This window comes from Rhizobium sp. NLR22b, assembly GCF_019685295.1.
GTDB lineage: Bacteria > Pseudomonadota > Alphaproteobacteria > Rhizobiales > Rhizobiaceae > Rhizobium.
This window is the reverse complement of record NZ_JABDWM010000014.1, coordinates 48,629-71,477: the sequence shown is the minus strand read 5'-3', so window position 1 is coordinate 71,477 and position 22,849 is coordinate 48,629. Positions and strand designations below refer to the sequence as shown.

Sequence of the window (22,849 nt, the reverse complement as noted above, 5' to 3'; positions counted from 1 at the left end):
CAGGACGAGCAACGCTGGTAGATTGCGACTCGTGAGCGTTATCAGATCGCCAAACTGGTTTGATAACTCTACGCCAGCCATATCCGGCAACGGTATGGGAAGTCTGACATAAAGGCCGACAGTCTGACCCCGGCCTCCCTGTAACAAGGTTGTCAAGTTTGGTATGTCTCCCCGACAAGCTCGTCATATGGGCTGTCGTGCGGCCTCAGAGAAAGAATACTCTTCTTTCCAGACGGAGCTTTACCTAGAGCAATGTGACTGGATGCTTGGCCGATAGGCGTTACATCCTGTTCATGCTCTAGGTAAAGCTATGTCAGCTTCCTAGAGAAAGGTTATAGGGTTTAGGAAAGCTCATGAACGAGCCTGAACTTCCATGGCTAGCGTTACTCGAACATGTTCCGCTTGTATCTGGTGACAGGAATTCGGATTGACTCGTCTGCCGGCTGATCGACCGGCAAGCACGCATAAATCTGCCCATCATTCTCCGCGTCGCCCTCTTGTTTGAGCTGTTCGATCATTTCAGCGATGGAGTCCCGGCACTCCTTCATTGTCCCGCTCCCCGGAGAGATCGACATAATATCGTTGGGGAAGATCGATACCGCGCGCACTCTGGTGTCGTCCGGTAGCTCATCCGCCTTCGCCACGTTCAAACAGGCGGTTGCCAGCAGCACCGCACATAAAATCCTAAGCATCATCCCCCCTACGACGATTCCTATCATTGAGCGTATAGCGCACGTTGGGCGGCGACAAGAACCGACCTGTTCAGCAGTCGTCTGGCCCCCGCGGTAAATCAATATTTACTGACTAAGCGTTTGATATAATTGTTGTTTTTTGAATTTCACGCTTTACATTTGAGGTTAAATGGAGGATATCGATAATCGTTAAAACGAACCGAAGGGCGTTTGAAAATGAAGACTGCAAGCAGCGAAATCTATCTCCCAGACAATCTCTATGAGGAACTCGTGAACCGGCTTGTCGAAGTCATTCCGCTCCTCGGCGGCCGGGACGAACTTGTCGCACGATTGGGGGAAGTGACCGGCATCTGGCCCGAACACTCCCGGCTCGAAGAAGCCGTTGACTTTGCTCTTGCGTCTTAACTCTAACATGTTAAATGTTAGATCATCAGTGAAGGGGCTAATGATGGTCAAGACGGCGGCAGAGTATCAGCGGGCTTATCGGGAACGTTTAAGGGAGAAGGAAAAGGAAGCGATCGGAGTGGCCGACGACGCCTTCCAGATGCCTTTTAACGTGTTCATGGCTGACTTCTGGAATGACGTCACAACCTACCTTGAATGGACGGGCATCAAGGAACTGCCGGACTACGCTGGTGACGGTGATAGCGATCCAGATTGGAACCCGGAAACCGATGGGCCAAATCGCGGAGCACTCGGCCGGGCGGAAAGAATGGTCGGGCTTTACCTCGATGCAGCCAGCGCCCTGGCCGGTTACGTCAACCGCTACAAGGTGCAGGAGATCGGCAACCGGATCGCCGAACTTGAGGCCGCAGACCTCAACGACCCGGACGCACGGAAACAGGCTTTGGCGGATATCGTCAGGCTTACGAAATACCGGGACCAGCTCTCTAAGCAGGTCCGGTGGACCCTTCCACAATGGAAGGTCAAGGGCGAGTGATCGCTTTGAATGCCCTGCCGGAGGCGGTTGCCGCCGCCCCGGCAGGTGAAGGAATGCCGATTGCCAAATCAACCTTCCAGAAAAGGACCATTATCATGCCGAACCGCGACCTTAAAGCCGTCGAAGTCATGGGCCGAAAGGCCTTCAATAGCTTCCTGTTTGAAATTTATGGCGACCGCGCAACCGATAGCGTGAAACCCGATATCGCGCTTCAGGGCGACGGCATCTATCGAGTCGAGGTTTTCAATTCGCCCGAAGGGATTATCGCTGCAGCACACGAGTTGCATCGCGTCCATGTCGCCCGTCTCACGCCAGAGCCCGATTTCGTGGATATGACACCGGCGGACAAAGCCATCATCAAGGGAGCGGCGCGCTAATGTCGGCACAGCCACCCCGCAAAATGCCAGCCGAAGATATCCCCGAATTCATTCGCGGCAAACACCGGCTCTCTCCCGCCGTGCAGAAGATTGTTGATGACAATCGCCGGCAACACGACGAGCAAAGTGAGGTATTCCGAGCCGTCGCTCGCGACATCATCGAAAATGCACAAAAACAGTTGGCGACGGCTCTTAAGCTCGATCTCCATGCCTTCGCCCAAGTGCCCGACGACGTGCTCGACCATCTTCTGGCGACAAGTCGAACGGCAAAGGCACTTGAGGAAGTTCCCGGCACGAAGATCACAGTAAGCTTCATGAGCGAGGTGAACGTCAACGGCATCCGGGTTCCAAACGAGGACTCCGAATAGCAAAGCTAGGCCCGCTTCACAGCGGGCCTTTCTCATTCTGGATTCTCTATGGCAAAATTCTCACCCGAAACAATCGAGAAGCACTTACGGCGCAAACATCCCGGTTGCCCAGATTTCGCCATCGCCTTTTTTGTCGTCGAGATCGCGAAGAAAGATTGGAAGGGGGCGACCATTGGCAAAGCTGTCGGCATCACGATGCAAAACGTGCTTCGCCATAGCATGACCGACTACGACCAATTGCTCTTAGCAGGCGTCGATCGCGAAGAGGCTCGCCGACGGGTGCAGCCAAGAATCAACACAATGATTAACGCTTGGAAGAGGCTCCGGACCTGACGGCCTTTTTCCCTACCGCCAAGAAATGATAAGGCCGATTACTGAGAGAACCACGGCGAGAATACCAACCCAGGCAGCGACTTTGGCCCAGAAAAGCGTTGCCTTACCCGTTTCGCTATTGCGTCGGGCGATTTCACCGCGAGCCTTCAAAGCGACAGGACTGTCATTCATCCCAGCTAATTCCGCAAGCTGTGCATCCGTTAGCTTGCGAGCTTGTTGTTCCATTTCTTCCGAAGTGCCGTTCAGCATTGCGATTGCTTCCACGCTTAAAATTAACGCTATCACAGGACAGAAAATAGTCGGGTATCGCGTTAGTGTCGTCCGGTTTTTACATCCTCCGCCATGATATAAAGTGGGTCTGTAACGCACCCGAAGGAGGCGACATGAACCTAATCGAATCTCTGCAAAACGCGTGGCAGTTGATCCAAAAAGAACCATGGATCTTCCTATCCTTTGCGGGGACGATGGCTACCGGCGGCTTTCTCACCGGCCGGTGGTTTAATGCCGAAAAGGTATCGAACCTTGAAAGCCGGATTGCGCGGCGGGACGAACAAATCAAAGATCTTGAGCAGCGAAATAAGGATCTCAAGGAAAAATTTGAGACTCAGATGCCTACAGCATCTGCAATCGACGAAGTCAAACGTCCACAGCGGCATTACCTAATCGGGCGTTTCACGGCCGAATACCAGAATGAGAATAGAGGAAAGCTAACGCCACGCATGGAAGCCGGCCTCGACTTGCCTCCGGCCGAGTGGATCAATGCCCGTCTCGAGAAACTAGATGAGACTTGGCGTGTCCGAAATGTGCGAGGTATGCATTTCGACATCTACGAGCCCACCGAGCGGTAATTACCTCACAGAAAAAGGCCCGCGTCGGACAGTGCCCCCATGTCCATGGCATATCCCTGACTCGTGTTCTGCAACGAGTCTATTCAGGGTGAATCCGCACCCATAACCACAATGTTGCATTTACTCCAAGAAAACTGGAACAAAAAATACAAACATAACCTTGCGGTTGTAAGCACGGGATAGATTAATAAGAAGCCTGTCGCGCTGATTCGTGCGAGTGAATCCACGATGGCAACCTCAAAGGAGACTACCTTGGAAGACAACGTAAAGAAGTCTTTGGACCAAATTTTCAGCCGCCATCGCGAGGCGGAGCAGGCGCGTCAGGTTCAGAAAGAAGCGATGGTAAGTGCGGAAGCCAAATTCAAGGCTGAGTTCGAGGAGGCAATCGACAGTATTATCCTACCCGTCATGAACGAGATTGGCGAATACATCAAATCGCAGGGCTACGATTTTCGGGTCGACCGCAAGGCCGAACGGGTGGAGAATCCGAGAACCGGCCAGACCACGCCCGCCAACGTAAGCCTGGTGATTATCACGAAAGACGAGCCCCGCCACTCTCAGAGGAATCCGTCATTCACCATATTTGCCGAAGTCCATAGCAAGAAAGTTCGGTTCTACGAAAGCACTCCCAGCATGTCGGGCCCCGCTGGCGACTACCCCCTCACAGCATTAACACGCGAAATGGTTCAGGCCGGCATAGTAAAATTGATAAATCGAGTTTTCTGATCGGACCTGACATGAAGGCCTGATTTTCCGAAAAAAGTCACAAAATATCGTTGGTCACAATGTCACAAATTAGCATATATTAATACATATTTTTCTTTTGCTTCTCATGACTTTATCGAACGTCACAATGAGAGTATCGAGTTTTCGAGTCTCTCATCGCCCACCATTCTTCCCCTCAAGTTTCAAAGAGTGATGTCAACAACCGCAGTCTCATCTGCCGCTGACTGGCTCACGCAGCTATCTGCCTCTGCAGAGGCTGCCGGCTGGGAACGCGGCTTCGGCAAGACGTTCCGGCGCAGCATAGCTGTCCGGCAGGTCAAATGCGGCGCCGTCTGGAAACCAGGTTCCGCCAAAACGGACTACTCCGGCCGCCGGGCCACCTCCTATTGGGCGAATGGATGGGGGCCGGCAAAAGTGGGAGAATCGCCGCCCGGAAAGTCTTCGCGTTTGGAGGCTTATGACACCTGGAGGTGTGCCATGAGGGCTCTCAGCTCCGCATTGACGCTGTGCATCGCGATAGCCCTTGGCGCGCCAAGCGCCACATATGTCAGCCTGCCCGGATACGCGTTCAAAACGAATCCGAACTGTCAGCGCCACGTATCGAAGACGAAGTTTGACAGGAGATGCGACCAGCCGAGACTGGGTTTCAAGGACTTTACGCCCCCGCTTGTGACCGTGCTCGGGATCTGAAGATCCTGCTCGGCTCCTGGCAAATCATGCCTTCGCCAGTTCTTGATCCACCGCGGAAACCAGCCGCGAATCATCCGCCGTCACATCGGGCGCAAAGCGGGCGGCGACTTTGCCGTCGCGGCCGATCAGGAATTTTTCGAAATTCCAGAGGATGTCATCCTCGTCGCCGCCTGAAATGCCGTGGGCATTCAGGCGTTCGCGCATCGGACCCTCGCCCGTCGTCTTCACGCCCGATTTGGTCAGCTGCCGGTAGAGCGGGTGCTGGGCCTCGCCCTTGACCGAAATCTTAGAAAAAATCGGGAAGGTGACGTCGTAGGTGGTGGTGCAGAAATCGAAGATCTCGGCGTCGGTGCCGGGTTCCTGGCCCTTGAAGTCGTTGGCGGGGAAAGCGGCGATGACGAAGCCGCGCTCGCGCTTTTCGCCATAGAGCCTTTCCAGTCCCTCATATTGCGGCGTGAGTCCGCATTTCGAGGCGACGTTGACGATCAGAAGCACCCTGCCCTTGTATTCGTTCAGTGTGATCTGTCGACCATCCACCGTCTTGACCGGAATATCCAGCACATTGCCCATCATGGGAACCTCCAATTGGCAAGGATCGGTCCGGCGAGCTTAGCGATATCGCCGTCATTGTCATCAGGGTGAAGATCAACTCGGCGTCAGCATCCCCGGCGTCGCCGTTGGCAACCCCGGGGCAACCGATCAGGCAGGTGAGGTTTCCCTTACGTCATCGAGCAGGAAATGCACGACGAGGTAATCCGTCTTGTAGTGGCGGCCGCTGTCCGAGACGGATTCGACGCTGCCGCCATCCTTTGGATGCCAGGGATGATAATGAGGGTTGGTGGTGATGAGCGTGATGGCCTTGCCGGCGAACGGCCCCTCGCCCAATCGGAAGCGCATCTCGGCGAGCGGCCAGATTCGCTCGTAATCTTCCATGGCGATGCGCGCCTTCAGCGCCTTCCGGTGCAGCGGCTCGCCGGCGCCTGCTTCTGCGGATGATTCCAGCATCACTTCTTCGGCATCGGCAATGATGGCATTGAACTCTTCGGGCCACATCCGTCTCATGAAGTCGCTCCTCCCAGGGCTCTTTCGTCATTCACAGGCGAAACTTAACGCTTTGTCCGAAAGAAGCAAATTCTTGTCATGCCGTTGTCATCGGCGTCGGCTGGTCCTACGTTCCCTCGAACCGCACCAGGGCCGTCAGCCGCCCCAATCCCGAGATCAGAGATGAAGACACGTGAAGAAAGGCAGGCGCTGCGGGCGAGCATGCCGCGCACCCCGCTCAGCGCCCATCATATGGAAAACGCCCGGCTGCTGCCGGATCGCGGCGAACTGCTCTACCGGATCCCGAATGGCGGCATCGGCGTCGAAGTGGGTGCAGCCTTCGGCGAATATACGGCGGAGATCCTGGAAAAGAATCGCCCCGCCCAGCTTTATCTCATCGATCCCTGGTCGATGGATCGCTACAGCTCCGGGCTCGACGCGATTCACACGAATTTCGCAGCCGAGATCGGCGCCGGCCGGCTGCACCTGATGCAAGGCACATCGCTCGACAAGCTCGCCGAATTCGCGGATGACTTCCTCGACTGGGCCTATATCGACACCGACCATTCGTTCGAGCTCACCTGGCAGGAGCTCTTGCTCTGCGAGAAGAAGGTGAAGCGGACAGGACGCATTGCCGGTCATGATTTCTGCACCGGCAACACGGTCAAACCGATCGTCTACGGTGTCGTCGAGGCGGTTACCAAATTCTGCAAGGATTATGGCTGGCAATTCGAATTCCTGACGGTCGAATCACACGCGCATTTTTCCTATTGCCTGAAGCGCCTCTGATCCGTCTAAAGCGCGGCGCGATCTTCAGATTCGCTTGGCCCGCGCTTTAGTCTTTTTTGCGCATGTCTTTATCGCAAAACCGCTGCACACTTTTGCGAGACATGCTTTACGCCTTGCCGGAATATTGATCGTCGCTGACCTTTTCCATCCAGTCGACATGACTGCCGTCCAATGCCTCGTGGATAGCGATGTGCGTCATTGCCGTGTCCGGGCCGGCGCCGTGCCAGTGTTTTTCGCGCGGCGCAAACCAGACGGTGTCGCCGGCGCGGATTTCGCGAATCTCCTCGCCCCAGCTCTGGGCGAGGCCCTTGCCTGAGGTGACGACCAGCGTCTGGCCGAGCGGATGCGTGTGCCAAGCCGTGCGGGCGCCCGGTTCGAAGGTGACGGAGGTTGCCCTCACCCGGGCCGGCGCCGGCGGCTCGATCAGCGGATCCTGGCGAACATTGCCGGTAAAGTAGTCGGCCGGCGGTTTCGTTGAAGGGCGAGAGCCAGCGGGTTTAATCTCCATGATCGTTCCTTTCCGTCCATTGCGGTTGAAGCCTTGTCTCCGGACGATATTTGATCGAGGCGACCGATCAAGGCCGGATTGGCAATTGCCGCACAGTTGCCCGCCTGATAGGCGAGTGCCTTTCATAACCTGGGGAGATGTTCATGAAACACCATGCTTTTGGCCGCACGCCCTTCACCGTCACCAATGTCGGCTTCGGCGCCTGGCAGATCGGCGGCTCCTGGGGCGATATCAGCGAGGCGGATGGGCGCGCGGCGCTGAATGCCGCGCTCGATGCCGGCATGACGTTCATCGACACGGCGGATGTTTACGGCGACGGCCGCTCGGAAAAGATCATTGCCGATGTCTTGAAGGCACGCGGCGGCGAGCGCCCGATGGTCGCGACCAAGGCAGGCCGCCGCCTCACCCCGCATGTCGCGGAAGGCTATACCAGGGCCAATCTCGAGGGCTTTATCGATCGCAGCCTGGAGAATCTTGCGGTTGACTGTCTCGACCTCGTGCAGTTGCACTGCCCGCCGCGCGAGGTGCTTTACCAGCCTGAGGTCTTCGAGAGCCTGGACACGCTGCAGAAGGCCGGCAAGATCAAGGGCTATGGCGTCAGCGTCGAAAAGGTCGAGGACGGGCTGAAGGCGATCGAATATCCCGGCGTCGTCAGTATTCAGATCATCTACAATATCTTCCGCCAGCGCCCCGCCCATCTGTTTTTCCAGGAAGCACGCCGCAGGAACGTGGCGATCATCGCCCGCGTGCCGCTGGCAAGCGGCCTTCTCTCCGGCAAGATCACCCGGCTTACACATTTCGCCAGCGACGACCACCGCAATTTCAATCGCCATGGTGAGGCCTTCGATGTCGGCGAGACTTTTGCAGGCGTTCCCTTCGAGGTCGGACTGCAGGCGGTCGAGGAAGTGCGCAAGCTGGTGCCAGCCGGCGCCACTATGGCTGGCTTCGCGCTGCGTTGGGTCCTGATGGCTGAAGCGGTCACCGTCGTCATCCCCGGCGCCCGCAATGCCGAACAGGCCAAGGCAAACGCGGCCGCCGCCGACCTCGCGCCGCTTTCGGCCGATGTCATGGCGGCGACGCGTGAAATCTACGAGCGGCTGATCGCACCGCATGTGCATCAGCGCTGGTAAGCTCTGACGGGCCGTTCTAGCCCGCCCGGCCACTTGGCCGGGCCTGAGACATCATCCCAAGAAGGACCGGATCAGACCGTCACGACAATCTTGCCGAACTGCTCGTTCGATTCCAAGAAGCGGTGCGCTTCGACGATCTGTTCGAAAGGGAATGTCCTTGATATGACAGGTTCCAGGGCGCCGGACGCGAGCCCTTCGTAGATAAAGGTCTTTGCAGCCTGCAGCCGCGCCGGGTCGCGGAGAATCTCATGGACGAGATAACCGCGTAGCGTCAGGCCTTTGCCGAGCACCGCAGGGAGCGGAAACGGCGTCGGCTCCTGGTTCAATCCGCCATATTCGATGAAAATGCCGCCCGATGACATTGCCGCGCTCAGCGGTTCGAAAATGGGGCCGGCGACAGCATCGAAGACGACCCGAACGCCATCCCGGCCGGCGACGGCCTTCAGCTTCATTTCCAGATCTTCCTCCTGTGAAGCGAGGACATGCGCAGCACCGGCATCGTGCAATGCCTTACGCTTGCGGGAGGTCCTGGTAATCGCAATCGGCATCGCACCGACCTTGTTGGCAATCTGGATCGCAGCAAGACCCACGCTGCTCGAGGCCGCGGTAACGGCGACGAAATCACCTTTGCTCAACCCGGCAGTGTCGATGAGTGCGCCGTAGGCCGTCAAAAACGGCATCCAGACGGCAGCGGCCGCCTCCCAGGACAGCGTCGGCGGATGCCTGACGACAAATTCGGCGGGAAAATTTATGAGTTCCCCATAAGCCGGCCACTGGACCATGGAGATGGGCGGGATGATGCTAACACGGTCGCCCGGCACAAAACCATCCACACCCTCGCCCACCGCCTCGACGATACCGGCCGCTTCGAGGCCGAGGCCAGAAGGCAGCGGCGCGGTTTCGATATAGGCGCCTGACCGCAACAAAGCTTCAGCGCGATTGATGCCCAGCGCCTTGACACGGATCTGAACCAACCCCGGCTGGGGCGCGGGAATCACTACATCTTCGATGCGGAGAACCTCGGGGCCGCCAAGCTCATGAAAGCGGATTACGCGTGGCATTCGATATCAACTCCAAAATGATTGAACCGAATGATCTATGCCAAGCCGCCTCCAGAAGATAAATTGGCCCGGAGGTAAGACAGAAGAAACCAAGAGTTTGCAATATGGATCGTCTCACCAGCATGGCCGTCTTCGTGAAGGCCGTCGATCTGGGCTCATTCGCAGCGGCCGCCGCGGCTCTTGGCCTGTCCGGACCGATGGTCGGCAAGCATATCCGCTTTCTCGAGGAGCGCTTGGGTGTGAGCCTCATCAACCGGACGACGCGGCGCCAGAGCCCGACGGAATTCGGACGCGCCTATTACGAGCGCTGCCGGATGATCCTTGCGGAGACCGAGGCTGCGGATGCGCTTGCAGTCGACCATCTTTCCGAACCCTGCGGAAGGCTGCGCGTCACTATGCCCGTTCATTTCGGTCGGCGCTGCGTGGTCCCGATCCTAATCGAACTCGCTCAGCGGCATCCGAATCTCGAACTTGATCTATCGCTCAGCGATCCTGTCGTCGACCTCGCGGAGGGCGGCTACGATCTCGCGATCCGCACCGGCGAGTTGGAGGATAGATTGGGCGTCATTGCGCGCCGTGTCGCGCGCCAGCGCATGGTGGTCTGCGCCTCGCCGGCCTATCTCGATGACCACGGCAGGCCTGAACAGCTCAAGGATCTCGGCGGGCACGATGCTATCGTCTATGCCCGCTCCGCCCGGTTCCGTCCGTGGCTTTTTCCACGCGGCGAAGAGCCACCGATTGAAATCAGGCCCAAGAGCCGTTTGAGGCTCGATGATCTCGATGCCATTGCCGATGCGGCAACGGCAGGCATGGGGCTCGCCTGGCTGCCCTCCTGGCTTATCCGGGACCGTGTGCAGGCAGGGATGCTGGTGGTGGTCCTGCCGGACGAGCCGGAATTCCCGTATGATTGTCATGCGCTGTGGCTGCAGACATCGCACCTGCCGCTCAGGACTCGTCTTGCGGTCGACGCATTGGCGGCTGCCTTGCCCAAATTCATGACGTAGGCCATCGGCCGTTCAGGGGCGAATCGGCCAAAAGAAAAAGGCCGGGAGCAAAACCCGGCCTTTAAGTTCGATGGGAACGCGAACTCAGTTCGTGGCGGTCAGGTTGACCGGGAAGAACAGGGTTTCCCCGGACGAGTCGCTCACACCGTCATTATCGGTGACAGCGTAAGGCTTGCCCGATGCGTCGAAGGTGAAGCCTTCGAGCTTGTCGAGCACATAGCCGTTGGTCGCCGTCTTCAGTTCGCCGAGGAAATCGTGCGCTTCGGTCTTCTTCACGACCGGCAGTTCGCCCCCGAGCTTGGCCGGCTTCAGTTCCGAGATCGCCACCTTGTAAAGCTTCTTCAGCCTGGCGGCGTCGCCGACGAGATTGTCGCGCTCGATGATATAGACGCTATCGCCGTGGGCGGAGATCTCAGACAGGCCGACCCAGCCACTTTCCGTCTTGTCGAGCGGATAGCGCACGGCGCCCCATTCCTTCTTCTTCGGATTGTATGAGACGAGCTTGACGAAGCCCTTCTCGTCGTCACCCCACTCGCGCTGGACGGCCATCCAGAGCGTGGCATCGTCGCCGGTGCCGACAATGGTCACACCCTCGAAGCCGTAGCGGATCTCGTTGGCGGCGAGTTCCCTAGGCAGGGCGATCTCGGCCTTGATGTCGCCCTTGGCATTGACGTTGTAGAGGGCATGCGGGACGAGGCGTTCGCTGTTTCCTTCCGAGGCAAGCCAGAAGGAGCCGTCGGCCGCCGCCGCGATGCCTTCGATGTCGAGCTTCTGGGCTGGAGCGCCGTCACGCTTGACGACGAGCGCGTCGATGATGACGGCCGGCTTCTTGGTTGCGTCGATCGTGTAGATCGTCGGCTGCGAGCCCAGAGCGCTGTCGCTGACGGCGTAGAGCATGCCCGGTTTGCCGGGAACGGCGGCGAGACCCGAAAGCGCTGCGAAACCGATCGGAGTGCCTTCCTTGTCGGCGGAGACGATCTGCGGATAGGCTTGGTCGCCTTCCGCACGCTCATAGATCATTACGTGCGAGCGCACCCCGCCGTCCTTGCCGAGATCGAGTTCATTGGCGGTCGCAAAGAGGTTACGCTGCGGGATGGCGACCCCGCCTTCCGGCGAAATGCCCGACGGCAGAAGCTGCATGAGTTCGGGGTCGGCGCCGGTATCCTTATAGACGCCAACGACCGAGGCGCGCTCGGCAAGCAGGAAGAAATATTGGTCGTCGCCGAACTTGGCAGCTTCAAGGCCTTCCGGCTCGACGCCCTTCGATCCCGAACGGCTTTCGGGGTAATGGCCGATATGGGCGACGGCGCGTTCAAAGGAAGCGCCCGATTCATAGAGAACCTTGCCCGCCTTGTCGAAGTTGGTGAAGCCGCGCGAGCCGCCCTGGTAATCGCCTTCATTGGCAATGACGAGGCGGTTGTCGTCCAGCCACTTCACGGCATCAGGCTCGCGCAGGACGCCCTTCGATTCGCTCGAGAATTTCAGGGCGCCGTCGCGTTTGGTGTCGATGCCTGAGAGATCAACGCTGCCGGCGGAGAAGTGGGCCTTCACCTGAGCCGTGTTGGCATCGATGATGACGATCTCGTTGTTGTCCTGCAGCGTCAGCGCAATCTCGTTCTGCCCGTTGAAGGCAACGAATTCCGGCTCCGGGTCTTCAGGGGCGACACCGCCAAGGCCGGTCAGCGCCACATGCCTGATGGTGCCGCAATCGACGGTGCCGTTCTTGACCTGGAAAACGGCGAGGTCGCCCGCCGGCATCTGCGGGATCTTGCCGTCATTGACGTCTTCGTCGCGCTCGTTTTCGATCGCGATGGCACCGAGCGTCTTGTCCTTGTTGAGGGCGATGGAATCCGGCTGGCCGCCGAGATCGCAGGTGTTCTCGATCTTCTTTGTCGCTACGTCGACGATTGCGAGGCGGCCGGAGGGCCTGGCCTTGCTTTCGGAGGTATTGACGGCAACCAGCGCCTTGCCGGCACTCGAGGTGACCGATGTCGGCTCGCCATCCATCATCAGCGCGCCGCCGGCCCTCGGAACCCTGGCGTCGGTGATGTCGATGAAGCCGATCGCATCGAACGGGCTGTCGCTATAGATCAGGGTGTTGCCGTCGTCGGTCGCGGTGATGATTTCTGCGGATGTCGGCGACAGCTTGTCCTTGTCACCAGGCAGGTTCTGAGCGACCGGGAAAGAGGCGATGCGGTTGAAAACCGGCTCGGCCGCAGCCGGGAAGGCCACGGATGCGAGAAGCACGGCAGCGAGCGCTGCCTTGCGGGATGAAACTGTCATGGAAACCCCCAATGTCCAAAAAGATCGAACAGAGGGGTTTGCGGGACCGCTATGACAGAGACATGACAGCCCCCGAAATTTCAGAGGGTCGGCGTCAGGCTGCCTGTTTTTCCCGACGCATCTCGTTCCTCATGATGAAGAGCGACGCGGAAAGAATGAGTGCAGCGCCCAGCCACAGATAGCCGGCGGGCGCATAGCCGAAGAACAGCCAGCCGGCGAGCACGTTGAGCGGCAGCTTCAGGTCATCGAAGGGCTGGACATAGGCGGCGTCGGCGCTGGCATAGGCAAGGGTCAGCAGATACTGCGCCACGACCGTCAGGAGGCCTGCCAGAAGGAAGAGCGCGAGTGTCGTGCCTGGCGGCACTGCGAAGCCCGCAGCAAGCGCCAGACCGCCGTTGATCGGCGTCAGCAGCACCAACAACCAGACGATGATGGTCTCCGGCCTCTCGATACCGGTCAGGCTCTTGGTGATGAGCGACGAGGCACCCCAGAGCAGTGCCGAGAGTACCGGCAGGAGCGCTGCCCAGGTGAAGCTGTCCGACCATGGCTGGAGGATGATCATGGCGCCGGCAAAGCCGACACCGGTCGCTGCCCAGCGGGCCGCGCCGACGCGCTCACCGAGGAACAGGCGGGCACCGAGAATGATGAAGAAGGGTGAGGTCATGACCAGCGCGATCGCCTGCCAGATCGGCACTGAGGCAAGACCGGAAACCCAGGCCTCGACGCCGAGCGCGGCAAAGACGACGCGCACGACGTGCCGCCAGGGATAGTTCGTACGCATAGCCGCAAGGCCGGATTTGCGCAGGAAGGGCAAGGAGAAGAGGAAGGCGAAGGCATATTGCCAGAAAGCAGCAGAGGCTGGCGGAAAGGCGAGCTTCATGGTCAGCCATTGGGTGACGACGTTGAGCAGCGAGAAAGCGACGCCTCCAAGCACCATGAAAGCAGCGCCAGCAAAGGCGCGGGAACGCTGCATTGTAAGGGAATTCTGATTCATGTCTTCCACCCAGAACTACAGCGCCGCGCGTCTTTCCAGACGCGCAAAGGACGCTGTAGCGCTTTTAATTGCTGCATAATTTCATCCTCAAATCGATTCCGATTTAGGGAATTATGCAGGCGACCAACATAAATCAGGACGCATGAGGCGACGGTGCGCAGACGCCGGCAGTCCCCTGCCCGCTCGCGGCCATGCTCATTCTCTTTCATCCGGACTATACCGTCGGCTCCGGAATCGCACCGGATCTGCTGACCCTTCCCCTGCCAAAGCCTCGGAAGGCGCTCGCGGGCTCGGGCCGCAGCCCTTACCGCCGGTGGGGACTTTCACCCCGCCCTGAGAACAGCACCGTTCGTAAAACAAAGCGCTGCCTGCGGCAAGCGGCAAAACAAAAAGGGGTCCGGCGCGCCGAACCCCTCGAAATCCTGCTCAACCGTTCTCGTTTACGGCCGGCGGACGATCAAATCAGCCGTTGACGGCGTCCTTCAGGCCCTTGCCGGGCGTGAACTTCGGAACGTTGCGAGCCGGGATATCGACTTCAGCGCCGGTCGACGGGTTACGGCCCTTCGTTGCAGCGCGATGAGAAACGGTGAAGCTGCCGAAACCAGCGAGGCGGATGTCGCCCTTGTTCTTGAGTTCGGCCTGGACAACGTCAAAAACCGCGTCAACAGCGGAAGCCGCGTCAGACTTCGTCAGTCCTGCCTTTTCGGCGACTGCGGACACGAGTTCATTCTTGTTCATGTTTCCACCCCTTTCTAAATGGTATGAAACGACTCAAATCTAAGCTAGGCGCAGATTAGGTTTCATCAGGCCCGCCGGGAACCCAAAAGCCCTGCAAATCAAGGAAAAGCAAGCGTCTCCATGACGTTTTCACAAAAAAGGCTGGCGTTTCCGCCAGCCTTTTTGCGTCTTTTGCGCCAATAGGGCACAAATGTGGCAAATGCCACTCAATGCGCTATGGTTGCGCCCGTGTCATCGAGGCCTTCGACCGAAGTGATGACGGGCGTTTCCACCGTCCCATCCCACTCGATCGGCTCCGGCCGCCGGATCAGCGCGTGCTTGATCACCTCGCCCATCCGCGAGACCGGAATGATCTCCATGTTGTTCTTCACATTGTCCGGAATCTCCGCCAGGTCCTTGGCGTTCTCCTCCGGAATCAGCACCTTCTTGATGCCGCCGCGAAGCGCTGCTAGCAGCTTTTCCTTGAGGCCGCCGATCGGCAGCACACGGCCGCGGAGGGTGATTTCACCGGTCATGGCCACATGCTTGTTGACCGGGATGCCGGTCATGATCGAGACAATGGCGGTTGCCATGGCGACACCGGCCGACGGGCCATCCTTCGGCGTCGCCCCTTCCGGCACGTGCACGTGGATGTCGTTCTTTTCGAACATAGGCGGTTCGATGCCGAAATCGACAGCGCGCGAGCGGACATAGGAGGCCGCCGCCGAGATCGATTCCTTCATGACGTCCTTCAGATTGCCGGTAACCGTCATGCGGCCCTTGCCCGGCATCATCACACCTTCGATGGTCAGCAGCTCGCCGCCGACTTCCGTCCAGGCAAGACCGGTCACGACGCCGACCTGATCCTCGCCCTCGGCCTCGCCATGGCGGAAGCGCGGGACGCCGAGATAGTCGGCGATGTTGGCGGCCGTCACGTGAACGGACTTCGTCTTGCCCTTGATGATCTCGGTGACCGCCTTGCGGGCGAGCTTCATCAATTCGCGTTCGAAGCTGCGGACACCTGCTTCGCGGGTATACTGCTGGCTGATTGCCATCAGGGCATCGTCGCTGACCGAGAATTCTTCCGGCTGCAACGCATGTTCCTTGATGGCCTTCGGCAACAGGTGCCGCTTGGCGATCTCGCGCTTTTCATCCTCGGTGTAGCCGGCGATACGGATGATTTCCATGCGGTCCATCAGCGGCGCCGGAATGTTCAGCGTATTCGCCGTCGTGATGAACATCACGTCGGAGAGGTCGTATTCGACTTCCAGGTAATGGTCCATGAAGGTCGAGTTCTGCGCCGGATCGAGCACTTCGAGCAGGGCCGAGGACGGATCGCCGCGGAAGTCCATGCCCATCTTGTCGATTTCATCGAGCAGGAAGAGCGGGTTGGACTTCTTCGCTTTCTTCATCGACTGGATGACCTTGCCGGGCATCGAGCCGATATAGGTGCGGCGGTGACCGCGGATTTCGGCTTCGTCGCGAACGCCGCCGAGCGCCATGCGGACATACTCACGGCCGGTCGCCTTGGCGATCGACTGGGCCAGCGAGGTCTTGCCGACGCCCGGAGGGCCGACGAGGCAGAGGATCGGGCCTTTGATCTTGGTGGCACGCGCCTGCACGGCCAGATATTCGACGATGCGCTCCTTGACCTTGTCGAGACCGAAGTGATCGGCTTCGAGGATCTTCTCGGCATTGTTGAGGTCGGCCTTGATCTTCGACTTCTTGCCCCACGGGATGCCGAGCAGCCAATCGAGATAATTGCGCACGACGGTGGCTTCCGCCGACATCGGGCTCATCTGGCGCAGCTTCTTCAGCTCCGCCTCGGCCTTTTCACGGGCTTCCTTGGACAGCTTGGTCTTGGCGATGCGCTCTTCCAGTTCGCTCATCTCGTCGCGGCCTTCCTCGCCGTCACCGAGCTCCTTCTGGATCGCCTTCATCTGCTCATTGAGGTAGTATTCGCGCTGGGTCTTCTCCATCTGGCGCTTGACGCGCGAGCGGATGCGCTTTTCGACCTGCAGGACCGAGATCTCGCCTTCCATGAAGCCGAGAGCCTTTTCGAGACGCTGCTTGACGCTGGTCGTCTCCAGCATCTCCTGCTTCTCGGTGATCTTGATCGACAGATGCGAGGCGACCGTATCGGCGAGCTTGGAATAGTCGTCGATCTGGCTGGCGGCGCCGACCACTTCGGGCGAAATTTTCTTGTTGAGCTTCACATAGCTTTCGAATTCGGAGACGACCGAGCGCGACAAGGCTTCCAGCTCGACCGGATCGTCATGGGGCTCCTCGAGCACATGGCCGAGCGCCTCGTAGAAATCCTCGCGGCTGGAATAGGTGTCGATCTCGGCGCGAGCGCGGCCTTCGACGAGAACCTTGACGGTGCCGTCGGGCAGCTTCAGGAGCTGCAGCACGTTGGCCACCGTGCCGACATTGTGAATCGCCGAAGGGTCCGGATCATCGTCGCTGGCGTTGACCTGCGTCACCAGCATGATCTGCTTGTCCGAGCCCATGACTTCTTCGAGCGCACGGATCGATTTTTCCCGTCCGACAAACAGCGGCACGATCATATGCGGGAACACCACGATGTCGCGCAAAGGCAAAACAGGGTAGGCGGTGCTGCTCGCTACAGACGTTTTCTTCGTCATTTTTTTGTCCTTTCCATCGTCCCGTTACCGGGCTCTCTGCACGGCCGCTTGGGACCGGCCGGCTCTCACTTGGCTCTACAAGTGGAGGTTCTGACTACGCTTTTCAAGCCACGCTAACGCCCGCGTTCCCCGGACGTGACAGCTTTATTACAACGGAACGCCAACACTATGAAGCGCGTGGCTGGACCGGCGCTTACCACTTCCGACCAGGCTAAAATACAACGTCGGCAACAGGCTTACGAGATCATCGCATCATTGCCAAGCATCACCCTTGCACAACATCGGCAAAGGCATATCCGGTCCCCACTGCAAATACTAACAGCGCCTCGCATGGTTTTTCAAATAGAAAGGGGCCCGCCAATGGCAAGCCCCCAAAAGAATCGTGCGAAAGTCCAAGGTCACGCCGACGCGTTGGCCTTTTCCTCCTGGCGATCGGCATAGATGTAAAGCGGACGGGCCGAACCGCGCACCACTTCCTCGGAGATGACGACCTCGCGCACGCCTTCCAGCGTCGGCAGTTCGAACATCGTGTCGAGCAGGATCTTCTCCATGATCGAGCGAAGGCCGCGGGCACCGGTTTTGCGCACAATCGCCTTGCGGGCGATTTCGCGCAGCGCGTCCTCGTGGAAGGTCAGTTCGACGTCTTCCATCTCGAACAGGCGCTGATACTGCTTGATCAGCGCGTTCTTCGGCTCGGACAGGATCTGGATCAGCGCATCCTCGTCGAGATCCTCGAGCGTCGCCAGAACCGGCAGACGGCCGATGAATTCCGGGATGAGGCCGAACTTGACCAGATCTTCCGGCTCCAGTTCGCGCAGGACTTCGCCGACGCGGCGGTCGTCCTGGGCCTTGACGGTCGCGCCGAAGCCGATCGAGGTCTTCTCGCCACGGGCGGAGATGATCTTGTCGAGACCGGCGAAAGCGCCGCCGCAGATGAACAGGATGTTCGTCGTGTCGACCTGCAGGAATTCCTGCTGCGGGTGCTTGCGGCCGCCCTGCGGCGGGACGGAAGCGACCGTGCCTTCCATGATCTTCAGAAGCGCCTGCTGGACGCCCTCACCCGAGACGTCGCGGGTGATCGACGGATTGTCGGACTTGCGCGAAATCTTGTCGACTTCGTCGATGTAGACGATGCCGCGCTGGGCGCGCTCGACATTGTAGTCGGCCGCCTGCAGGAGCTTCAAGATGATGTTTTCGACGTCCTCACCGACGTAGCCGGCTTCCGTCAGCGTCGTCGCATCGGCCATCGTGAAGGGAACGTCGATGATGCGGGCCAGGGTCTGGGCAAGATAGGTCTTGCCGCAGCCGGTCGGTCCGACCAGCATGATGTTCGACTTCGCCAGCTCGACTTCGCCGTTCTTGGAGGCGTGCGCCAGGCGCTTGTAATGGTTGTGAACGGCAACCGACAGGATCTTCTTCGCCTGGCGCTGGCCGATGACGTATTCGTCGAGGACCTTGATGATGTCCTGGGGCGTCGGAACGCCGTCGCGGGACTTGACCATCGAGGACTTGTTTTCCTCGCGGATGATGTCCATGCACAATTCGACGCATTCATCGCAGATGAAGACGGTCGGTCCGGCAATCAGTTTCCGGACTTCGTGCTGGCTCTTTCCGCAGAACGAACAATAGAGGGTGTTCTTGGAGTCGCCGCCGTTGCTGCCGCTGACCTTGCTCATATCATTTTCCTTCCAGCACGCCGCATTTCAAGGCGAAATCGCGGTCCACTCTATCAGCTCCTGGCGGCACTCCGTTTCCGGAGCCTTTGCCGAGAAGGGCTTCAGGGGCTACGAACCGGTCCCAATCAACCATGTTCGGGTTCCGGCGGCAACGAATCCCCTTCGAATGCCAAATGCTATGTCATAAAAATTCAACATAGCATTAATAGTTACTATTAGCGTCTTCGCCGCCAGATGAAAGCCTTGTTCGATCACAAATGAGATAGAACTGTGGCGGCAAAAACACCATCCCAATTAATTACTAGGCCTGCTCGCCTTCCATCTCGAGCCGCGACGTCAAAACCTTGTCGATCACGCCCCAGCCCTGGGCCTCGTCCGCATCCATGAAATGGTCACGATCGAGGGTCTTTTCAACTTCCTCGTAGCTGCGGCCGGTGTGCTTGACGTAGACCTCGTTCAGGCGGCGCTTCATCTTGAGGATGTCGCGGGCGTGGCGCTCGATGTCCGAGGCCTGGCCCTGGAAGCCGCCCGAGGGCTGATGAACCATGATGCGGGAATTCGGGGTGGCGAAGCGCATGTCCTTATGGCCGGCCGCCAACAGCAGCGAACCCATGGACGCCGCCTGGCCGATGCAGAGCGTCGATACAGCAGGTTTGATGAACTGCATCGTGTCGTAGATCGCCATGCCGGCGGTGACGACGCCACCGGGAGAATTGATGTAGAGAGCGATTTCCTTCTTCGGGTTTTCGGCCTCGAGGAAGAGCAACTGGGCGCAGACGAGCGTCGCCATGTGATCCTCGACGGCGCCGGTCAGGAAGATGATGCGTTCCTTCAACAGGCGGGAATAGATGTCGTAGGAGCGTTCACCGCGGTTGGTCTGTTCCACGACCATCGGCACGAGGGCCATTGCGGTATCAACTGGGTTTCTCATGTGCGTCCTTTGTCAACGTCATGCCGGCAGGCCGGGAATCAAAGAAAATGTCTTATCCCTACATAGAGTGTCCCTGCCCTCCTCTTCAAGACACGCATTGGGATAACGTTAAGAAGGAGGGCAAGGCCGCAGGGCTTCGACGCCGGCAGCCTCTTTCTCGCAAACGCCTGTTGGCCGCGAGCCCTCGATGTCGACTCCCCGGCTTTTCTCCATGACAGGATGAAGGAAAGGTTACTCCATTCGACAGCGCTCATGCACGTTTACTCAACGGAAAGCCTATCGCCAGATACCGGCCGAAAATCATGCCGCAGTGCAGCGACATTAAGGAACTGGCGAGCTTCCTCCGCAAGGATGCGGGCCAACAGACAGGTCGACGGGCAAGGGGTTGCTGCCGTGTTCAATATCGCTACGGGTCTCGCCATCTGGTGTTCGGAGGCCATGACGCTCGCTTTGGTGCTTTTCGTCGCCTGGCGCCACAATGTCAGGAACGAAGCCTATCTCTATTGGGGCCTCGGCTTCTTTCTGACCGCCATCGGCTTTGCGATGATCTCGCTGCGCAGCGAAATCCCCAGCCTGCTTTCCATCGAGGTGGGCAATGCCATCGCGCTGCTCGGCCAGAGCGCCTGGGTGGCGGGCTTTCTGGCGCTCGACCGCAAAAAGATCGAATGGTGGGCTCTGCTGCCGCCGGCAATCTGGCTTGCCGGGGTCTTTTTGCCCTGGGTCAACACCGATTATTCCAACCGCGTCGTGCTCTATAATCTCGCTTCTGCGACGGGTGCCACGGCATTGGCCATGGCGGTCGCCGCCGGCGACATGCGCCGCGAGCGCACCCGCATCAAGCTGATGGGGGTGTTCGTTATCCAGGGCTGCCTGTGTTTCGGCTCGGCGCTGACGATGGCGGTGACGCTGCCAAGCGATATCGAGGCGACCAATCTCGGCGGTGTCTCCGCCATGGCAAGCGCCTTCCTGCTCACCATCGCCTTCGCGCTCACTTGCCGACTGGTCATGGAACGCTCCGAACGGCATCTACGCGCGATGACGCTGACCGATTCCCTGACCGGCGTGCTCAACCGTCGTGGCCTGCTCGGCTATTTCGAGTCCATCCAGGAGAGAGCCCATAGCGAGCAGCGGCAGGTCGCGGTGATCCTTTTCGACCTCGATCATTTCAAGCGCGTCAACGACCGCTTCGGCCATCAGTCCGGCGACGCCGTGCTCACCGCCTTCGCTCGCATGGCCCGGCAATATATTCCAAACAACATCTTCGGCCGCATGGGCGGCGAGGAATTCGCCGCCTTCGCGAGCGTCACAGACCAGACGGAAGCCGAGGCGATCGCCGAAGCGATCCGCACCGAATTCTGCCGCCTTCCCGTCAGCACTGGCGAAGCGATCGTTCCGGTCACGGTCAGCATTGGCGTCGCCCTCGCCTCCTCGATCGACGCCAATATCGACAAGCTGATCTCGGCCGCCGACCGAGCCCTCTATGCGGCCAAAGCCGCCGGCCGCAATTGCACGGTCACCTTCGGCGAAGAGGAAGCGGCGGCCCCGGCGCCGGCCACGCCGAGCACCACCGCCGGCGAACTCGTGCCGACGGTCGACGACCAGGTCGAGGCGCTGCGGCGCATGGGCGCCCTGTCACGGGCCAGTTAGCCGTAAAAAAAAAAAAAAGCAGTATCAATCCCCGGGCTTAGACACAGATCTTAAAGCCGTTGGCGCATTCAGATCGGGCGCTCCTCGTTCCGTGCCCAACACGCCTCTCCACATCTTTTCGAGGGCCGGTAAATCCGCTAAGCCTCGGTTCATGACGTTACCGCCCTTCCTTTCGATCGACCCTGCCCTCCGCCATGTCTCGCTGGACGCCCGCAATCCGGCCTTCTACGGCAACCCGAATGCCGTTTACGCCGCGCTCCACGCCCATTGTCCGACCTTCTACTGGACCGAGCAGAAACAGTGGTTCTTCACCGGCTACGACCATGTGAACGCGCTGCTGCGCGACCGCCGCTTCGGCCGGCAGATCCTGCATATCGCCAGCCGCGAGGAACTCGGCCTTGCCGAGCCGATGGCGCATCTTGAAAGTTTCGATCTCTCGGAACGTTATTCCCTGCTCGAGCTCGAACCACCCGAGCACACGCGGCTGCGCACGCTCGTCAATCGCGCCTTCGTCTCCCGCCATGTCGAGAAGATGAAGCCGGAGCTTGTCGAGCTTGCCAACCGGCTGATCGACGGCTTCGCGCAGAAGGGCGAGGTCGAGCTGCTCTCGGCCTTTGCCGACATCATCCCGGTGACGATGATCGCGCGGATGATCGGCATCCCGGAGGAGATGGGGCCGCAACTGCTCGCCTGGTCGCATGCCTATGTGCGCATGTACATGTTCGGCCGCACGCGCCGGCAAGAAGAAGAGGCCGAACGGGCCGCCAGAGAATTTTCCGACTATGTCAGAGTAGTGATCGCTGAACGCCGGGCCGAGCCGCGCGATGACCTGCTGACCCACATGATCCACACGGAGCACAAGGGTCAGTACCTCACCGAGGAGGAGCTCATTTCAACGACGATCGTGCTGCTCAATGCCGGCCATGAAGCGACCGTGCACCAGATCGGCAACTCCGTACACACCATCCTCGACAGCGGCTGCGATCCGGCAGAACTCTTCCGGGATGAAGCGGCGACGGAGCGCACCGTCGAGGAAACCCTGCGTATCTGCGCGCCCGTCCACATCTTCCAGCGCTGGGCGCTCGAGCCCGCTGAGATCGACGGCGTTTCCTTCAGGCGCGGCGACAAGGTAAGCCTCATCCTCGCCGCCGCCAATCTCGACCCGGCGAAATTCACCGACCCCCTCGCCTTCCGGCCAGACCGAAACGAGGCGCCGAACCTCTCCTTCGGCGCCGGCATCCATTTCTGCATCGGCGCACCGCTGGCTCGGCTGGAGCTCAACGTCGTCCTGCCGATCCTGTTCGAACGGCTTTCCGGCCTCAGGCTGGCGAAGACGCCCGTCGTCAAGGACGTCTATCATTTTCACGGGCTCGACCGGCTGGATCTCCGGTGGTGATCGGCACCGGTCGGCAGATCAGCGGAAGCTCTGCGCGGCGTGCTTGTGCGATC

Annotated in this window: 25 protein-coding genes and 1 riboswitch; of the genes, 13 read left to right on the top strand and 12 right to left on the bottom strand. The window is 59.3% G+C overall.

Annotated elements, in window-relative coordinates; translation table 11 throughout:
- Positions 1–383: 383 nt before the first annotated feature.
- Complete coding sequence (locus HJC00_RS21915; protein ID WP_221164601.1) at positions 384–671, bottom strand: hypothetical protein; 288 nt, start codon at positions 669–671, stop codon at positions 384–386.
- Between the two features lie 237 nt (positions 672–908).
- On the opposite strand from HJC00_RS21915, the gene HJC00_RS21910 reads away from it, so the two are divergent.
- Genes HJC00_RS21910 through HJC00_RS21890 form a run of 5 tightly spaced genes read left to right on the top strand, consistent with a single transcriptional unit; the run spans position 909 to position 2,710 of the window.
- Positions 909–1,097, top strand: a complete 189-nt coding sequence (locus tag HJC00_RS21910; protein ID WP_221164600.1) for a hypothetical protein — start codon at positions 909–911, stop codon at positions 1,095–1,097.
- Between the two features lie 40 nt (positions 1,098–1,137).
- Complete coding sequence (locus HJC00_RS21905; RefSeq protein WP_221164599.1) at positions 1,138–1,632, top strand: hypothetical protein; 495 nt, start codon at positions 1,138–1,140, stop codon at positions 1,630–1,632.
- Positions 1,629–2,009 (top strand): hypothetical protein, encoded by a 381-nt coding sequence (locus HJC00_RS21900; RefSeq protein WP_221164598.1) that lies wholly within the window; start codon positions 1,629–1,631, stop codon positions 2,007–2,009. Before HJC00_RS21905 ends, HJC00_RS21900 begins: the two co-directional genes overlap by 4 nt.
- Positions 2,009–2,377 carry a hypothetical protein gene (locus HJC00_RS21895; protein WP_221164597.1) on the top strand — a complete coding sequence of 123 codons (369 nt, stop codon included), beginning with the start codon at positions 2,009–2,011 and terminating at the stop codon, positions 2,375–2,377. Before HJC00_RS21900 ends, HJC00_RS21895 begins: the two co-directional genes overlap by 1 nt.
- Positions 2,378–2,425: 48 nt before the next feature.
- Entirely contained in the window at positions 2,426–2,710 is a 285-nt protein-coding gene (locus HJC00_RS21890) for a DUF2293 domain-containing protein (RefSeq protein ID WP_221164596.1), read from the top strand.
- A 12-nt stretch (positions 2,711–2,722) separates the two neighbouring features.
- Here HJC00_RS21890 and HJC00_RS21885 read toward each other — a convergent pair whose 3' ends face one another.
- Positions 2,723–2,959 (bottom strand): hypothetical protein, encoded by a 237-nt coding sequence (locus HJC00_RS21885; RefSeq protein WP_221164595.1) that lies wholly within the window; start codon positions 2,957–2,959, stop codon positions 2,723–2,725.
- A 134-nt stretch (positions 2,960–3,093) separates the two neighbouring features.
- On the opposite strand from HJC00_RS21885, the gene HJC00_RS21880 reads away from it, so the two are divergent.
- The 3 genes from HJC00_RS21880 to HJC00_RS33040 all read left to right on the top strand — a co-directional run bounded on the left by HJC00_RS21880 (position 3,094) and on the right by HJC00_RS33040 (position 4,974).
- On the top strand, positions 3,094–3,558 hold the full coding sequence (locus tag HJC00_RS21880) for a hypothetical protein (protein WP_221164594.1): 465 nt from the start codon (positions 3,094–3,096) through the stop codon (positions 3,556–3,558).
- A gap of 252 nt (positions 3,559–3,810) precedes the next feature.
- The gene (locus tag HJC00_RS21875) at positions 3,811–4,284 is read left to right on the top strand and encodes a hypothetical protein (protein WP_221164593.1); all 474 of its coding nucleotides are present in this window, start codon (positions 3,811–3,813) and stop codon (positions 4,282–4,284) included.
- A gap of 477 nt (positions 4,285–4,761) precedes the next feature.
- Complete coding sequence (locus HJC00_RS33040; protein ID WP_311043584.1) at positions 4,762–4,974, top strand: hypothetical protein; 213 nt, start codon at positions 4,762–4,764, stop codon at positions 4,972–4,974.
- 24 nt (positions 4,975–4,998) lie between these two features.
- Here the strand turns inward: HJC00_RS33040 and HJC00_RS21870 are convergent, their stop codons facing one another.
- Positions 4,999–5,547, bottom strand: coding sequence for a glutathione peroxidase (locus HJC00_RS21870; protein WP_221155970.1), 549 nt, complete (start codon positions 5,545–5,547; stop codon positions 4,999–5,001).
- 126 nt (positions 5,548–5,673) lie between these two features.
- A complete protein-coding gene (locus HJC00_RS21865) occupies positions 5,674–6,036 on the bottom strand; it encodes a hypothetical protein (protein ID WP_210628298.1) in 363 nt (120 codons plus the stop codon).
- Positions 6,037–6,198: 162 nt separating this feature from the next.
- Here HJC00_RS21865 and HJC00_RS21860 point away from each other — a divergent pair, with 162 nt between their 5' ends.
- Positions 6,199–6,804, top strand: a complete 606-nt coding sequence (locus HJC00_RS21860; RefSeq protein ID WP_210628299.1) for a class I SAM-dependent methyltransferase — start codon at positions 6,199–6,201, stop codon at positions 6,802–6,804.
- A 106-nt stretch (positions 6,805–6,910) separates the two neighbouring features.
- Here the strand turns inward: HJC00_RS21860 and HJC00_RS21855 are convergent, their stop codons facing one another.
- Positions 6,911–7,312 (bottom strand): cupin domain-containing protein, encoded by a 402-nt coding sequence (locus HJC00_RS21855; RefSeq protein ID WP_210628300.1) that lies wholly within the window; start codon positions 7,310–7,312, stop codon positions 6,911–6,913.
- 143 nt (positions 7,313–7,455) lie between these two features.
- On the opposite strand from HJC00_RS21855, the gene HJC00_RS21850 reads away from it, so the two are divergent.
- Positions 7,456–8,442, top strand: coding sequence for an aldo/keto reductase (locus tag HJC00_RS21850; protein WP_210628301.1), 987 nt, complete (start codon positions 7,456–7,458; stop codon positions 8,440–8,442).
- A 71-nt stretch (positions 8,443–8,513) separates the two neighbouring features.
- Here the strand turns inward: HJC00_RS21850 and HJC00_RS21845 are convergent, their stop codons facing one another.
- Positions 8,514–9,503: a zinc-dependent alcohol dehydrogenase family protein gene (locus HJC00_RS21845; RefSeq protein WP_210628302.1), complete on the bottom strand. Its 990-nt coding sequence runs from the start codon at positions 9,501–9,503 to the stop codon at positions 8,514–8,516.
- A gap of 104 nt (positions 9,504–9,607) precedes the next feature.
- Between HJC00_RS21845 and HJC00_RS21840 the strand changes: the two genes are divergently transcribed.
- The gene (locus HJC00_RS21840; RefSeq protein WP_221164592.1) at positions 9,608–10,507 is read left to right on the top strand and encodes a LysR family transcriptional regulator; all 900 of its coding nucleotides are present in this window, start codon (positions 9,608–9,610) and stop codon (positions 10,505–10,507) included.
- Between the two features lie 84 nt (positions 10,508–10,591).
- Here HJC00_RS21840 and HJC00_RS21835 read toward each other — a convergent pair whose 3' ends face one another.
- From HJC00_RS21835 to clpP, 6 genes are all read right to left on the bottom strand, one after another.
- Complete coding sequence (locus HJC00_RS21835) at positions 10,592–12,790, bottom strand: esterase-like activity of phytase family protein (protein ID WP_221164591.1); 2,199 nt, start codon at positions 12,788–12,790, stop codon at positions 10,592–10,594.
- Positions 12,791–12,884: 94 nt separating this feature from the next.
- Entirely contained in the window at positions 12,885–13,784 is a 900-nt protein-coding gene (locus HJC00_RS21830) for a DMT family transporter (protein WP_221164590.1), read from the bottom strand.
- A 193-nt stretch (positions 13,785–13,977) separates the two neighbouring features.
- Positions 13,978–14,129, bottom strand: a riboswitch (FMN riboswitch).
- A gap of 117 nt (positions 14,130–14,246) precedes the next feature.
- On the bottom strand, positions 14,247–14,522 hold the full coding sequence (hupB, locus tag HJC00_RS21825) for a DNA-binding protein HupB (RefSeq protein ID WP_003558438.1): 276 nt from the start codon (positions 14,520–14,522) through the stop codon (positions 14,247–14,249).
- A 206-nt stretch (positions 14,523–14,728) separates the two neighbouring features.
- Entirely contained in the window at positions 14,729–17,146 is a 2,418-nt protein-coding gene (gene lon / locus HJC00_RS21820) for an endopeptidase La (protein WP_221164589.1), read from the bottom strand.
- Between the two features lie 398 nt (positions 17,147–17,544).
- Positions 17,545–18,822, bottom strand: coding sequence for an ATP-dependent Clp protease ATP-binding subunit ClpX (clpX, locus tag HJC00_RS21815; protein WP_004680013.1), 1,278 nt, complete (start codon positions 18,820–18,822; stop codon positions 17,545–17,547).
- 301 nt (positions 18,823–19,123) lie between these two features.
- The gene (gene clpP, locus HJC00_RS21810) at positions 19,124–19,753 is read right to left on the bottom strand and encodes an ATP-dependent Clp endopeptidase proteolytic subunit ClpP (protein WP_038688182.1); all 630 of its coding nucleotides are present in this window, start codon (positions 19,751–19,753) and stop codon (positions 19,124–19,126) included.
- A 219-nt stretch (positions 19,754–19,972) separates the two neighbouring features.
- Between clpP and HJC00_RS21805 the strand changes: the two genes are divergently transcribed.
- A complete protein-coding gene (locus tag HJC00_RS21805) occupies positions 19,973–21,400 on the top strand; it encodes a GGDEF domain-containing protein (RefSeq protein WP_210628307.1) in 1,428 nt (475 codons plus the stop codon).
- A gap of 151 nt (positions 21,401–21,551) precedes the next feature.
- Positions 21,552–22,796, top strand: a complete 1,245-nt coding sequence (locus tag HJC00_RS21800; protein ID WP_210628308.1) for a cytochrome P450 — start codon at positions 21,552–21,554, stop codon at positions 22,794–22,796.
- Positions 22,797–22,849: the final 53 nt, after the last annotated feature.